Raw genomic sequence first — 13,826 nt, 5'->3', positions numbered from 1 at the left:
GGTCCCTCTGTCTCTGGTCCGGACGGTCACCGGCGCTCAGGCGCCGGGACCACCGAAGATCTCGATGCGGTCGCCGGGGGCCAGCGAGACGATGGCCCGCTTGGTGTCCTTGCGCTTGCCGAGCTTGTTGCCCTTGCTCCGCTTGCGCTTACCCTGGCGGTTGATGGTGTTCACGCCGAGGACCTTCACGTTGAAGACCTGCTCGACCGCGATCTTGATCTGCGTCTTGTTGGCCTCGGGCAGCACGACGAAGGTGTACTGGTTCTCGTCGAGCAGCCCGTAGCTCTTCTCGGAGATGACCGGGGACACCAGGACGTCCCGGGGGTCGCGGACGCTCATGCCTTCTCCTCGGTGCTCGCGTCGGTGGTGCCGTCCTCGGTCGGCGCGGTGGCGTCCGGCCCGGCGTTGGCGGCCTCGGCCGCCGCCGCCGGGGTCTTCGCCGCCTGCACCGCGTCGGCCGGGGCCGGGTCCGCGGGGTCGACCGCGGCCGGCTGGGCCGCCGTGGACCCGTCGGCCGCGCCGGCACCGGTCGGGGTGTCGACGGTGCCGGCACCCTCGGCGGGCGCGATGGAGGGGACGGAGCCGGGGATGTCCGGCGTCGTCAGGTCGGGCTGGACGAGCTCGCGGCCACGGCCCGTGCCGGCGACGAACTCGGCCAGCGCGGTCTCGGTGAACACGACCTCGTCGGCGACCAGCACGTCGTAGGTGTTGAGCTGGCCGGCCTCCAGCAGGTGGACCTGCGGCAGGTTGCGCAGGCTCACCCAGTTGAGGACGTCGTCGCGGTCGAGGACCACGAGCACCCGCTTGGCCTGGGTGATCGACTGCAGCGTCGCCAGCGCGGCCCGGGTCCTCGGGGCGTCCCCGTCGACGAAGGTGCTCACCACGTGCACGCGGTCCTCGCGGGCCCGGTCGGACAGGGCCCCGCGCAGGGCGGCGGCCTTCATCTTCTTCGGGGTCCGCTGCGAGTAGTCGCGCGGCTGGGGGCCGTGGACGATGCCACCGCCCTCGAACTGCGGCGCGCGGGTCGAGCCCTGGCGGGCCCGGCCGGTGCCCTTCTGGCGGTAGGGCTTGGCGCCACCGCCGCTGACCTGGCCGCGGGTCTTGGTCGAGTGCGTGCCCTGGCGCGCGGCGGCCAGCTGGGCCACCACGACCTGGTGCATGAGGGAGACGTTGGCCGACGCGTCGAAGATCTCGCCGGGCAGCGTCACGCTGCCGGTGCTCGACCCCGCCGGGGTCCGGACGTCGACCTGGCGGTCGCTCCGGTCCCGGGTCGCCCCGCCCTGGACGGACGTGCTCACTGGTCCTCACTCCCCACGGGGCCGCCCTTGACGGCCGATCGGACGAGCACGAGGCCGCCCTTCGGGCCGGGGATGGCGCCCTTGATCAACAGCAGCCCGCGCTCGGCGTCCACCTTGTGGACGGTCAGCGACAGGGTGGTGGTCTTGACCGCGCCCATGCGGCCGGCCATGCGCAGGCCCTTGAAGACGCGGCCGGGGGTCGAGGCCCCGCCGATGGACCCGGGCGACCGGTGCTTGCGCTGGGTGCCGTGCGCGGCGCCCAGGCCCTTGAACCCGTGGCGCTTCATGACACCGGCGGTGCCCTTGCCCTTGCTGGTGCCGATGACGTCGACCCGGGCCACGCCGTCGAAGACCTCGGCGGTCAGCTCCTGGCCGACCGTGTACTCCGACGCGTCCTTCGTGCGCAGCTCCACCAGGTGCCGCCGCGGCGTGACGCCGGCCTTGGCGAAGTGCCCGCCCTCGGGCCTGTTCACCTTGCGCGGGTCGATCTCGCCGAAGCCGAGCTGGACGGCGGAGTAGCCGTCCACCTCGGGGGTGCGCACCTGGGTCACCACACACGGGCCCGCCTTGACGACGGTCACCGGCACGATGCGGTTGTTCTCGTCGAAGACCTGGGTCATGCCCAGCTTCTCCCCGAGGAGTCCGCGGAATGTGCTCGCCATGTCTGCTGACTGCCCTTACTGGATGTTGACGTCGACCGAGGCCGGCAGGTCGATGCGCATGAGCGCGTCGACCGTCTTCGGCGTCGGGTCGAGGATGTCGATGAGCCGCTTGTGCGTGCGCATCTCGAAGTGCTCGCGCGAGTCCTTGTACTTGTGCGGCGAGCGGATGACGCAGTACACGTTCTTCTCCGTCGGCAGCGGCACCGGGCCGACGACGCGCGCACCGGTCTTGGTCACCGTGTCGACGATGCGCCGCGCCGAGGCGTCGATCGCCTCGTGGTCGTAGGCCTTCAGCCGGATGCGGATCTTCTGTCCCGCCATCGCTGTCTTCTACTCCTGCCGATCGGGTGTGAACGTTCGAGTGGGTCTGCTGACCCGGTGACGGGCGGCGGCCGACCAGCGGCCGCCGCCCGTCAGGGGACTACTTGAGGATCTTGGTGACGCGACCGGCGCCGACGGTGCGGCCACCCTCACGGATGGCGAACCGCAGGCCCTCCTCCATGGCGATCGGCTGGATCAGCTCGACCGTCATCTCGGTGTTGTCGCCCGGCATGACCATCTCGGTGCCGGCCGGCAGGGTCACGACGCCGGTGACGTCCGTGGTCCGGAAGTAGAACTGCGGACGGTAGTTGTTGAAGAAGGGCGTGTGACGCCCACCCTCGTCCTTCGAGAGGATGTAGACCGAGCCCTCGAAGTTCGTGTGCGGGGTGATCGAGCCCGGCTTCACGACGACCTGGCCGCGCTCGACGTCCTCGCGCTTGATGCCGCGCAGCAGCAGGCCCACGTTGTCGCCGGCCTGCCCCTGGTCGAGCAGCTTGCGGAACATCTCGACGCCGGTGACGGTGGTGGAGGTCGAGTTCGGGCGGATGCCGACGATCTCGATGGTCTCCGACACCTTGACGACGCCGCGCTCCACGCGACCGGTGACGACGGTGCCGCGACCGGTGATGGTGAAGACGTCCTCGACGGGCATGAGGAAGGGCTTGTCGATCTCGCGCTCGGGCTCGGGGATCGCGGTGTCGACCGCGTTCATGAGCTCCATGAGCTTGTCGCCCCACTCGGCGTCGCCCTCGAGGGCCTTGAGCGCCGACACGCGGACCACGGGGACGTCGTCGCCCGGGAACTCGTACTCGCTGAGCAGCTCGCGGACCTCCAGCTCGACGAGCTCGAGGATCTCCTCGTCGTCGACCATGTCGGCCTTGTTGAGCGCCACGACGATGTAGGGGACGCCGACCTGGCGGGCCAGGAGGACGTGCTCCTTGGTCTGCGGCATCGGGCCGTCGGTCGCCGCGACCACCAGGATGGCGCCGTCCATCTGCGCCGCACCGGTGATCATGTTCTTGATGTAGTCGGCGTGGCCGGGGCAGTCGACGTGCGCGTAGTGACGGTTCTCCGTCTGGTACTCCACGTGCGCGATCGAGATCGTGATGCCGCGGGCCTTCTCCTCGGGCGCCTTGTCGATCTGGTCGAAGGCCGACGCCTCGTTGAGGTCGGGGTACTTGTCGTGCAGGACCTTGGTGATCGCCGCGGTCAGCGTCGTCTTGCCGTGGTCGATGTGCCCGATGGTGCCGATGTTGACGTGCGGCTTGGTCCGCTCGAACTTGGCCTTGGCCACTGGGTTCCTCTCCTCGTGGTGTCGCAGTGGTGCGCGAACTCTGGGGGTGGGCTCGCTGGGGGGACGGCGGGCCGGGGGCCCGCCGTCCGGACGGTTGCGGTTACTCGCCCGTCGCCTTGGCGATGATCTCCTTGGCGACGTTCTGCGGGACCTCGGCGTACGAGTCGAACACCATGGTGTAGCTCGCCCGTCCCTGGGTGCGGCTGCGCAGGTCGCCCACGTAGCCGAACATCTCCGAGAGCGGCACCAGGGCCCGGACGACGCGGGCGCCGGAGCGCTCCTCCATCGCCTGGATCGTGCCGCGCCGGGAGTTCAGGTCGCCGATGACGTCGCCCATGTAGTCCTCGGGCGTGACGACCTCGACGGCCATCATCGGCTCGAGCAGGGCCGGGCTGGCCTTGCGGGCGGCCTCCTTGAAGACCATGGAGCCGGCGATCTTGAAGGCCATCTCCGAGGAGTCGACCTCGTGGTACTGGCCGTCGAGCAGGGTGGCCTTGACGCCCACGACCGGGTAGCCGGCGAGGATGCCGTACTGCATCGCGTCCTGCATGCCCGCGTCGACCGAGGGGATGTACTCCTTCGGGATGCGGCCACCGGTGACGGCGTTGACGAACTCGTAGGTCGGGCCGTCCCCGGCCACCTCGAGCGGCTCGATGGAGACCTGGACCTTGGCGAACTGCCCGGAGCCACCGGTCTGCTTCTTGTGCGTGTAGTCGTACTTCTCGACCGCCTTGCGGATGGTCTCGCGGTAGGCGACCTGCGGCTTGCCGACGTTGGCCTCGACCCGGAACTCCCGCCGCATGCGGTCGACCAGGATCTCCAGGTGCAGCTCGCCCATGCCGGAGATGACGGTCTGGCCGGTCTCCTCGTCGAGGCGGACCTGGAAGGTCGGGTCCTCCTCGGCCAGCTTCTGGATGGCCGTGCCCAGCTTCTCCTGGTCGCCCTTGGTCTTGGGCTCGATGGCGACGGAGATGACCGGCGCGGGGAAGGTCATCGACTCCAGGATCACCGGCTTCTGCGGGTCGCAGAGGGTGTCACCGGTGGTCGTCTGCTTCATGCCGTTGACCGCGACGATCTGGCCGGCGCCCACGCCCGCGCGCTCCTCGCGCTTGTTGGCGTGCATCTGGTAGATCTTGCCGACCCGCTCCTTGCGGTCCTTGGTGCTGTTGAGCACCGGGGACCCGGAGTCCAGCCGCCCGGAGTACACGCGGATGTAGGTCAGCTTGCCCAGGTGCTGGTCGGTCTGGATCTTGAAGGCCAGCGCGGAGAACGGCTCGTCCTCGTCGGCGTGCCGCAGGACCTCGGTCTCGCCGTCCATGGCCGTCCCGACGATCGCGCCGACGTCCAGCGGGCTCGGCAGGTAGTCCACGACGGCGTCCAGGAGGGGCTGCACGCCCTTGTTCTTGAACGCGGTCCCGGTGAGGACCGGGTTGACCTGCGCGGCGATGGTCGCCTTGCGGATCGCGGCCTTCAGCCGGTCGACGGAGATCTCCTCGCCGCCGAGGTAGGCCTCCATGAGGGCGTCGTCGAAGTCCGCGATGTTCTCCAGCAGCTTCTCGCGGTACTCGGCGGCCTGGTCGGCGAGCTCGGCCGGGATCTCCTCGATGGCGTAGTCCTCGCCCATCTTGGTCTCCCCGCGCCAGGTGAGCGCGCGCATCTGGACCAGGTCGACGACGCCGATGAAGTCGGCCTCGGCACCGATGGGCAGCTGCAGCACCAGGGGGTTGGCGGCCAGCCGCTCGACCATCATGTCGACGCAGCGGAAGAAGTTGGCACCGGTGCGGTCCAGCTTGTTGACGAAGCACATCCGCGGGACGCCGTACTTCTCGGCCTGCCGCCACACCTGCTCGGTCTGGGGCTCCACGCCGGCGACGCCGTCGTAGACCGCGACCGCGCCGTCGAGCACCCGCAGGGACCGCTCCACCTCGACGGTGAAGTCGACGTGCCCGGGGGTGTCGATGATGTTGATGTCGTGGCCGTTCCAGGTGCACTTCGTCGCGGCGGACGTGATGGTGATGCCGCGCTCCTGCTCCTGCTCCATCCAGTCCATCGTGGCCGCGCCGTCGTGGACCTCACCGATCTTGTAGTTGATACCGGTGTAGAAGAGGATGCGCTCGGTCGTCGTGGTCTTGCCGGCGTCGATGTGCGCCATGATCCCGATGTTGCGGGTCTTGGCGAGCTGGGCCGCGTTGCTGGCCATTCCTCACTCCTCTGTGCTCTGGGTCCGCGTGCGGACGTCCGGGGGTGGCCCGGACTCGCCCGCCGGCCGCGGGTGCCGGCTCCCGCCGGCGGGGTGCGCCTACCAGCGGTAGTGCGCGAAGGCCTTGTTCGACTCGGCCATCTTGTGGGTGTCCTCACGACGCTTGACCGCGGCGCCGAGACCGTTGCTCGCGTCGAGCAGCTCGTTCATCAGGCGCTCGGTCATCGTCTTCTCGCGACGGGCCCGGCTGTACTGGATCAGCCAGCGCAGGCCGAGGGTGGTGCTGCGCGAGGCACGGACCTCGACCGGCACCTGGTAGGTCGCACCGCCGACGCGGCGGCTGCGGACCTCGAGGGCCGGCTTGACGTTGTCCAGCGCGCGCTTGAGCGTCACGACCGGGTCGGTGTCGGTCTTGGTGCGGCAACCCTCGAGGGCGCCGTAGACGATCGCCTCGGCGACCGAGCGCTTGCCGTCGACGAGCACCTTGTTGACCAGCTGGGTCACCAGCGGCGACTGGTACACCGGGTCGGCGACCAGCGGGCGGCGCGGCGCGGGGCCCTTGCGCGGCATGTCAGCTCTTCTCCTTCTTCGCGCCGTACCGGCTGCGAGCCTGCTTGCGGTTGCGGACGCCCTGGGTGTCGAGCGACCCGCGGATGATCTTGTAGCGCACGCCGGGGAGGTCCTTCACACGGCCGCCGCGCACGAGCACCATCGAGTGCTCCTGCAGGTTGTGGCCGACACCCGGGATGTACGCGGTCACCTCGATGCCACTGGTGAGGCGGACGCGAGCGACCTTGCGCAGCGCCGAGTTCGGCTTCTTCGGCGTCGTCGTGTACACGCGCGTGCACACGCCGCGACGCTGAGGGGAGCCCTTCAGCGCCGGGGTCTTGGTCTTCTCGACCTTGTCCTCGCGGCCCTTGCGGACCAGCTGGTTGATCGTGGGCATGGGTGGCCTGGATCTCCTACCTGCGCTGGGTCGTACTGCGGACGGTGCTCTGCTGGAAGTGCGCTGTCGTGCCCGGGGTGCCGGTCCTGCTGGGGTCGTACCCGGGTCCGGCCGCGGTGCACCACCGGCCCCCGCGGTCGGGCGTGTCGCCGTCCCCGGGACCGGCCGGTGGTTCGAACCGGATCGGTCGCCCCCCGCGACTCGGCGCCACCACCTAGCCGGCAGGCGCACCGCGAACGGGAGCAGGCCCAGGGCACCCTGGGCACGGCTGACCACGATACCCGCGCTCCGGAGGCCGGTCAAAGCCGGGTCCAGCACGCCGGCAGGCGGTCACGGGGACCGTCCGCAGGGGTCGACGTGCGGTGCAACTGCCGGGGGTGCGGTGGTGTTCCGGGGCGGACCCGGGGAGCTCCCGGCGGTACGGCGACCGACTGTAGCGGCTCCGCCGGGCACCGCCGGGTCGGAGGACACGACCACCCGATCGGGACCGGAGGCCCGGTCACGCGGGCGACTGTCGTACCCGGGCCCTACCGTCGGTACCAGGACGCCCACCCACCGCCACCGGAGGACACGTGCACGTCGACCTCGCCCGGGAGCTCAAGGCCCACCTGGCCGCGCGGCTCGCCCGCTCGGCCGGGCCGGTCTCCGCCAGCGACCTCGGGGGCCGGCGGTGGGCCCGGCCGGCCCTCGGGCTGGCACCGGTGGGTCCCGGCCGCGCCCACCTGGCCATCCGGCTGGCGGCCAAGGAGGACGCCGACGTGCTGCTGGCGGGCCTGGACGACGCGGTGCTCGACGAGGTCGACGTCCGGGTCATCGGCCCGGTCCACGCACTGTCCTCCCCCACCCCCGGGGAGCTGCAGCGGCGCGCCCGGCCGCTGGTCCCCGGGCTGTCGGTGGGCCACCCGGCGGTGACGGCGGGGACGCTCGGCGGCTTCGTGCGGGTCGGCGGCCGGCTGGCGGTCCTGTCCAACAACCACGTGCTGGCCGCCCGTGACACCGCCGCGGTGGGCGACCCGGTGCTGCAGCCGGGCCCGGCCGACGGCGGGGACCCGGCGGCCGACCGCGTCGCGACGCTGGCCGCGGTCGAGCGGTTCGGCGCGGGCGGGCCGGCCAACCTGGTCGACGCCGCCGCCGCGGTGGTCGACGCCGAGGTGCCCCTGGATCCGGGCCGGTTCCCCGGCGGCCCGCTGGGGGCCGACCCGCTGCAGGTCGACGACGTCGAGCCCGACGAGCGGGTGGAGAAGGTCGGGCGGACCACCGGGCACACGGTGGGCCGGGTCAGCGCGGTGGAGGTCGACGGCGTGGCCGTCCAGTACGACGACGCGGTGTACACCTTCGACGACCAGCTGGAGATCGACGGGGTCGGAGGCGGCTTCAGCGCCGGCGGCGACAGCGGGTCGGTGGTCTGGCGCAGCGCGGACCGGGCACCGCTCGGCCTGCTGTTCGCCGGCAGCGACACCGGGGGGCGCGAGGGCGGCGGGGTCACCTTCGCCAACCCCCTCGCCACCGTGCTGGCCGTTCTGGACCTGCAGTGGGTCGCCGGCTGAGGGACGCCGTCCCGGCCGCGCCCCCCGCCCGGCCCACGGGGGTGGGGCGGCGTCCGCCTACTGTCGCGGCGGCCTGATCGGGGGCACCATGGGCGCATGACCGACCGCGCGTCCGCCCGAGCCGCCAAGCGGGCCCTGAGCTCCCGGCTGGCCGCGGACCCGGGGGTCGTCGGCGTCGGGCTGGCCCGCCGGGACAGCGGCTACGTGGTGAAGGTCGACCTCTCCGACGTGCGCGCCGCGGAGCGGGTGCCCGGCGACGTGGACGGCGTCCGCGTGGTGACCGAGGTCGTCGGGGTCGTCCGCCCCCTCTGACGCCGGGCCCCCCACTCCCCCGCCACTCGATACGGTCGGCGCGGCGCCGACGAGGGCGCCGGCGACCCGAGGAGTGCACGTGCGCATCGGCATCCAGGCCAGCTACAGCGGGGGGTTCCGCCAGACGGCGGCCGAGATCCGGCAGCTCGAGTCCGCGGGACTGGACCTCGCCACCGTCGCGGAGGTCTACACCTTCGACGCCGTCAGCCAGCTGGGCTACCTGGCCGCGGTGACCGAGCGGGTCGAGCTGATGAGCGCCATCCTGCCCATCTACAGCCGCACCCCGGCCCTGACCGCGATGACCGCCGCGGGCCTGGACCTCGTGTCCGACGGCCGGTTCACCCTCGGGCTCGGCGCCTCCGGACCCCAGGTGATCGAGGGCTGGCACGGCGTCGCCTACGACGCCCCGCTGCAGCGCACCCGCGAGGTCGTGGACATCTGCCGGCAGGTGTGGCGCCGGGAGCGGCTGGTCCACGACGGGCCGAAGTACCACGTCCCGCTGCCCCCCGAGCAGGGCACCGGGCTGGGCAAGCCGCTGAAGCTCATCAACACCCCGGTCCGCGACCGCATCCCGGTCATGCTCGCCGCGATCGGGCCGAAGAACGTCGAGCTGGCGGCGGAGATCGCCGAGATCTGGGAGCCGATCTTCTTCGTCCCGGAGAAGGCCGGCTCCGTGTGGGGCGAGTCCCTGGCCGCGGGGAGGTCGCGGCGCGACCCGGCACTGGGCGACCTGCAGATCGCCGTGGGCGTCCCGGTCGCCGTCGGGGAGGACGCCGACGCGCTGCTGGACCACGTGCGCCCGCAGCTGGCGCTCTACATCGGCGGCATGGGCGCGCGCGGGAGGAACTTCTACAACGACCTGGCCCGTCGGTACGGCTACGAGGACGAGGCGCGCACCGTGCAGGACCTCTACCTCGACGGTCGCAAGGACGAGGCCGCCGCCGCCGTCCCCGAGGAGCTGGTGCGCGCCACCGCGCTGGTCGGCCCGGAGTCCCACGTGGCCGAGCGGGTGGCCGCCTTCCGCGAGGCCGGGGTGACCACCCTGCTGCTGCAGCCCCTCGACGACTCCCCCGAGGGCCGGCTGCGCACCGTCGAGACCATGCGGAGGATCGCCGACGGGTGAGGGCTCTGCGGGCGTTCCTCGTGCTCTGCGGGTGCTGCCGGACCCGCAGGGCAGGGACACCGCCGCAGAGCTGTCGTGGGAGACGGGAGGGCCCCGCAGACCTGCCGGTCTGCGGGGCCCTCCTGACCTACTGGAACGGCCGTCGTCAGGGGCCCGCGCCGAGCGAGCGAGGCGTGGGGGGACGAGGGTCCTTCCTCAGCCCCGCCAGTCGTACTCCTCCAGGCGCACGGCCTCGCCGGTGCCCTGACCGAAGACGTCGGGGCTGTAGTACTGCCCGTCGTCGTACCCGGCCATCGTGTAGACGGCGGCGCGGGCCTCCTCGGTCGGCTCGACCGTGATGTTCCGGTAGCGGCTGATGCCCGTGCCGGCCGGGATCAGCTTCCCGATGATCACGTTCTCCTTGAGACCGAGCAGGCTGTCGCTCTTGCCCTGGATGGCCGCGTCGGTGAGCACCTTGGTCGTCTCCTGGAAGGAGGCGGCCGACAGCCACGACTCGGTCGCGAGCGAGGCCTTGGTGATGCCCATGAGCACCGGGCGGGCCGAGGCCGGCTCGTTGCCCTCGGCGACGACCCGGCGGTTCTCGGTCTCGAACAGGGTCCGCTCGACCAGCGCACCGGGCAGGAACTCCGTGGCGCCCGAGTCGATGATGGTCACCCGCTTGAGCATCTGACGGATGATCACCTCGATGTGCTTGTCGTGGATCGACACGCCCTGGCTGCGGTAGACCTCCTGGACCTCGCGGACCAGGTGCAGCTGCACCTCGCGCGGGCCCATGATCCGCAGCACCTCGTGCGGGTCCACCGCACCCTCGGTGAGCTGCTCGCCGACCTCGACGTGCGCGCCGTCCTCGACCCGCAGCCGCGACCGGCGCGACAGCTTGTCGTAGACGACCTCGTCGGAGCCGTCGTCCGGGGTGATCGTCAGCTTGCGGAACTGCTCGCCGTCCTCGATGCGGACGGTGCCGGCCAGCTCGGCGATCGGGGCCTTGCCCTTGGGGACGCGGGCCTCGAAGAGCTCCACCACACGCGGCAGGCCGTGGGTGATGTCCTCACCCGCGACACCACCGGTGTGGAAGGTGCGCATCGTCAGCTGGGTGCCGGGCTCGCCGATCGACTGGGCGGCGATGATGCCGACCGCCTCGCCGACGTCCACCAGCTTGCCGGTCGCGAGCGACCGGCCGTAGCAGGTGGCGCAGGTGCCGAGCAGCGACTCGCAGGTCAGGACGCAGCGGACCTTGACCTCCGCGACGCCGGCGTCGACCAGCGCCTGGATGAGCACGTCACCCAGGTCGGAGCCGGCCTGCGCGATGAGCGTGCCGTCCTCGGCCACCACGTCGGTGGCCAGGGCGCGGGCGTACACGCTGGTCTCCACGTGCGCGTCGCGGGTGAGCACGCCGTCGACCGAGGTCGCGATCGGCATGATGACGCCGCGCTCGGTGCCGCAGTCCTCCTCGCGGATGATGACGTCCTGGGAGACGTCGACCAGCCGGCGGGTGAGGTAGCCGGAGTCCGCGGTGCGGAGCGCCGTGTCGGCCAGGCCCTTGCGCGCGCCGTGCGTGGAGATGAAGTACTCCAGCACGGACAGACCCTCCCGGAAGTTGGCCTTGATCGGCCGCGGGATGATCTCGCCCTTCGGGTTGGCCACCAGGCCGCGCATGCCGGCGATCTGGCTGATCTGCATCATGTTGCCGCGGGCGCCGGAGTTGACCATGACCCAGACCGGGTTGGTGGTCGGAAAGTTGTCCACCATCGCCTGGCTGACCTCGGCCCGCGCGCGGGTCCAGATCTCGATCAGCTCGCCACGCCGCTCGGCGTCGGTGATGACGCCGCGCTCGTACTGGCGCTCGATCTGCCGGGCCTCGGCCTCGTGCCGGTCCAGGATCTCCTGCTTGGCCGGCGGGGTGACGACGTCGTCGATGGCGATCGTCACGCCCGAGCGGGTGGCCCACCGGAAGCCGGCGGACTTCAGCGCGTCCAGCGTCGCCGCGACCTGCACCTTGGGGTAGCGCTCGGCGAGGTCGTTGACGATCGCCCCGAGCTCCTTCTTCGGCACCTGGTAGTTGACGAACCGGTAGTCCTCGGGCAGGGCCTCGTTGAACAGCACCCGGCCCAGGCTGGTGCGGACCAGCGCCGGCTGACCGGGGGTCCAGTCCTCCGGCTGCTCCCACGGCTCGTTGACCTTGCCGTTGTCGACGCCGAACACCTCGTCGAGGCGGATCAGTGCCCGCTCCTGCAGCCCCAGCGCGCCCATGTCGAACGCCATGATCGCCTCGGCGGCGGAACCGTAGGCCGCCGGCTGGCCGCCGTCGGCCTCGTGCCGGCTGGGCACCAGGGTGGTCAGGTGGTACAGGCCCAGCACCATGTCCTGGGTCGGCGCGGTGATCGGGCGACCGTCGGCCGGGCTCAGGATGTTGTTGCTGGACAGCATGAGGATCCGGGCCTCGGCCTGCGCCTCCGCCGACAGCGGCAGGTGCACCGCCATCTGGTCGCCGTCGAAGTCCGCGTTGAACGCGGTGCAGACCAGCGGGTGGATCTGGATGGCCTTGCCCTCGACCAGCTGCGGCTCGAAGGCCTGGATGCCCAGGCGGTGCAGCGTCGGCGCCCGGTTCAGCAGCACCGGGTGCTCGGTGATGACCTCCTCCAGCACGTCCCAGACCACGGGACGGGCGCGCTCGACCATCCGCTTGGCGGACTTGATGTTCTGCGCGTGGTTGAGGTCGACCAGCCGCTTCATGACGAACGGCTTGAACAGCTCCAGCGCCATCTGCTTGGGCAGGCCGCACTGGTGCAGCTTCAGCTGCGGGCCGACGACGATGACCGAACGGCCCGAGTAGTCGACGCGCTTGCCCAGCAGGTTCTGGCGGAACCGGCCCTGCTTGCCCTTGAGCAGGTCCGACAGCGACTTCAGCGGACGGTTGCCCGGGCCGGTGACGGGCCGGCCACGGCGGCCGTTGTCGAACAGCGCGTCCACGGACTCCTGGAGCATCCGCTTCTCGTTGTTCACGATGATCTCGGGCGCGCCGAGGTCGAGCAGCCGCTTGAGTCGGTTGTTCCGGTTGATGACCCGGCGGTACAGGTCGTTCATGTCGCTGGTGGCGAAGCGGCCACCGTCGAGCTGCACCATCGGGCGCAGGTCCGGCGGGATGACCGGCACGCAGTCCAGCACCATGCCCATGGGCGAGTTGCGGGTCTGCTGGAACGCCGCGACGACCTTCAGCCGCTTGAGGGCCCGCAGCTTGCGCTGGCCCTTGCCGCTGCGGATGGTCTCGCGCAGCGAGGCGGCCTCGGCGTCGAGGTCGAAGTCGGCGAGCAGCTTCTGCAGCGCCGCGGCACCCATGCCGCCCTCGAAGTACTCACCGAAGCGGTCGCGCAGCTCGCGGTAGAGGCCCTCGTCGGCGATGAGCTGCTTGACCTCCAGCTTGCGGAAGGTGTCGAGCACCTCCTCGAGGCGGTCGATCTCCCGCTGGGCGCGGTCGCGCAGCTGGCGCATCTCGCGCTCGCCGCCCTCGCGCACCTTGCGGCGGACGTCGGACTTGGCGCCCTCGGCCTCCAGCTCGGCGAGGTCGGCCTCCAGCTTCTGCTGGCGGGCCTCCACGTCGGCGTCCCGGCGGTTCTCCAGGTTGGACTTCTCCGCGCTGATCTCGGCCTCGACGGTCGGCAGGTCGCGGTGGCGCGCCTCGTCGTCGACCGAGGTGATCAGGTAGGCGGCGAAGTAGATGATCTTCTCGAGGTCCTTGGGCGCCAGGTCGAGCAGGTAGCCCAGGCGCGAGGGGACGCCCTTGAAGAACCAGATGTGGGTGACCGGCGCGGCCAGCTCGATGTGGCCCATCCGCTCACGGCGCACCTTGGCGCGGGTCACCTCGACGCCGCAGCGCTCGCAGATGATGCCCTTGAAGCGGACCCGCTTGTACTTGCCGCAGTAGCACTCCCAGTCCCGGGTGGGACCGAAGATCTTCTCGCAGAAGAGACCGTCCTTCTCCGGACGCAGCGTCCGGTAGTTGATGGTCTCGGGCTTCTTCACCTCACCGTGCGACCACTGGCGGATGTCGTCGCCGCTGGCCAGACCGATGCGCAACTCGTCGAAGAAGTTGACGTCGAGCAAGGGGACCCCTTTCCGGGGCTAG

The 13,826-nt window shown here is 71.2% G+C and carries 12 protein-coding genes; 3 read left to right on the top strand and 9 right to left on the bottom strand.

Annotated features, from left to right (window positions below):
• Nucleotides 1-36: 36 nt before the first annotated feature.
• The 8 genes from rplW to rpsL form a co-directional block, all read right to left on the bottom strand.
• Nucleotides 37-339 (bottom strand): 50S ribosomal protein L23, encoded by a 303-nt coding sequence (rplW, locus tag CHB98_RS00860; protein ID WP_089303727.1) that lies wholly within the window; start codon nucleotides 337-339, stop codon nucleotides 37-39.
• Nucleotides 336-1,298, bottom strand: a complete 963-nt coding sequence (rplD, locus tag CHB98_RS00855; RefSeq protein WP_089303726.1) for a 50S ribosomal protein L4 — start codon at nucleotides 1,296-1,298, stop codon at nucleotides 336-338. Before rplD ends, rplW begins: the two co-directional genes overlap by 4 nt.
• A complete protein-coding gene (gene rplC / locus CHB98_RS00850; protein ID WP_089303725.1) occupies nucleotides 1,295-1,960 on the bottom strand; it encodes a 50S ribosomal protein L3 in 666 nt (221 codons plus the stop codon). The genes rplD and rplC overlap by 4 nt, the downstream gene beginning before the upstream one ends.
• Nucleotides 1,961-1,975: 15 nt before the next feature.
• Nucleotides 1,976-2,281, bottom strand: coding sequence for a 30S ribosomal protein S10 (gene rpsJ, locus CHB98_RS00845; RefSeq protein WP_014742859.1), 306 nt, complete (start codon nucleotides 2,279-2,281; stop codon nucleotides 1,976-1,978).
• 100 nt (nucleotides 2,282-2,381) lie between these two features.
• Nucleotides 2,382-3,575 carry an elongation factor Tu gene (gene tuf / locus CHB98_RS00840; protein ID WP_089303724.1) on the bottom strand — a complete coding sequence of 398 codons (1,194 nt, stop codon included), beginning with the start codon at nucleotides 3,573-3,575 and terminating at the stop codon, nucleotides 2,382-2,384.
• 100 nt (nucleotides 3,576-3,675) lie between these two features.
• Entirely contained in the window at nucleotides 3,676-5,775 is a 2,100-nt protein-coding gene (fusA, locus tag CHB98_RS00835) for an elongation factor G (RefSeq protein ID WP_089303723.1), read from the bottom strand.
• 99 nt (nucleotides 5,776-5,874) lie between these two features.
• The gene (gene rpsG / locus CHB98_RS00830; protein ID WP_012950486.1) at nucleotides 5,875-6,345 is read right to left on the bottom strand and encodes a 30S ribosomal protein S7; all 471 of its coding nucleotides are present in this window, start codon (nucleotides 6,343-6,345) and stop codon (nucleotides 5,875-5,877) included.
• A 1-nt stretch (nucleotide 6,346) separates the two neighbouring features.
• A complete protein-coding gene (gene rpsL / locus CHB98_RS00825; protein ID WP_012950487.1) occupies nucleotides 6,347-6,721 on the bottom strand; it encodes a 30S ribosomal protein S12 in 375 nt (124 codons plus the stop codon).
• A gap of 572 nt (nucleotides 6,722-7,293) precedes the next feature.
• On the opposite strand from rpsL, the gene CHB98_RS00815 reads away from it, so the two are divergent.
• The 3 genes from CHB98_RS00815 to CHB98_RS00805 all read left to right on the top strand — a co-directional run bounded on the left by CHB98_RS00815 (nucleotide 7,294) and on the right by CHB98_RS00805 (nucleotide 9,703).
• Entirely contained in the window at nucleotides 7,294-8,268 is a 975-nt protein-coding gene (locus CHB98_RS00815) for a hypothetical protein (protein WP_089303721.1), read from the top strand.
• Nucleotides 8,269-8,364: 96 nt separating this feature from the next.
• Nucleotides 8,365-8,580, top strand: coding sequence for a hypothetical protein (locus tag CHB98_RS00810; protein WP_089303720.1), 216 nt, complete (start codon nucleotides 8,365-8,367; stop codon nucleotides 8,578-8,580).
• 79 nt (nucleotides 8,581-8,659) lie between these two features.
• Nucleotides 8,660-9,703, top strand: a complete 1,044-nt coding sequence (locus tag CHB98_RS00805; protein WP_089303719.1) for an LLM class F420-dependent oxidoreductase — start codon at nucleotides 8,660-8,662, stop codon at nucleotides 9,701-9,703.
• A gap of 195 nt (nucleotides 9,704-9,898) precedes the next feature.
• Here the strand turns inward: CHB98_RS00805 and CHB98_RS00800 are convergent, their stop codons facing one another.
• Nucleotides 9,899-13,804 (bottom strand): DNA-directed RNA polymerase subunit beta', encoded by a 3,906-nt coding sequence (locus CHB98_RS00800; protein ID WP_089303718.1) that lies wholly within the window; start codon nucleotides 13,802-13,804, stop codon nucleotides 9,899-9,901.
• Nucleotides 13,805-13,826: the final 22 nt, after the last annotated feature.

Origin of the sequence: Geodermatophilus pulveris, assembly GCF_900188375.1 — a bacterium.
GTDB lineage: Bacteria > Actinomycetota > Actinomycetes > Mycobacteriales > Geodermatophilaceae > Geodermatophilus > Geodermatophilus pulveris.
Note: the sequence above shows the minus strand (reverse complement) of the source record. Positions and strands in the feature narration are given on the sequence as shown.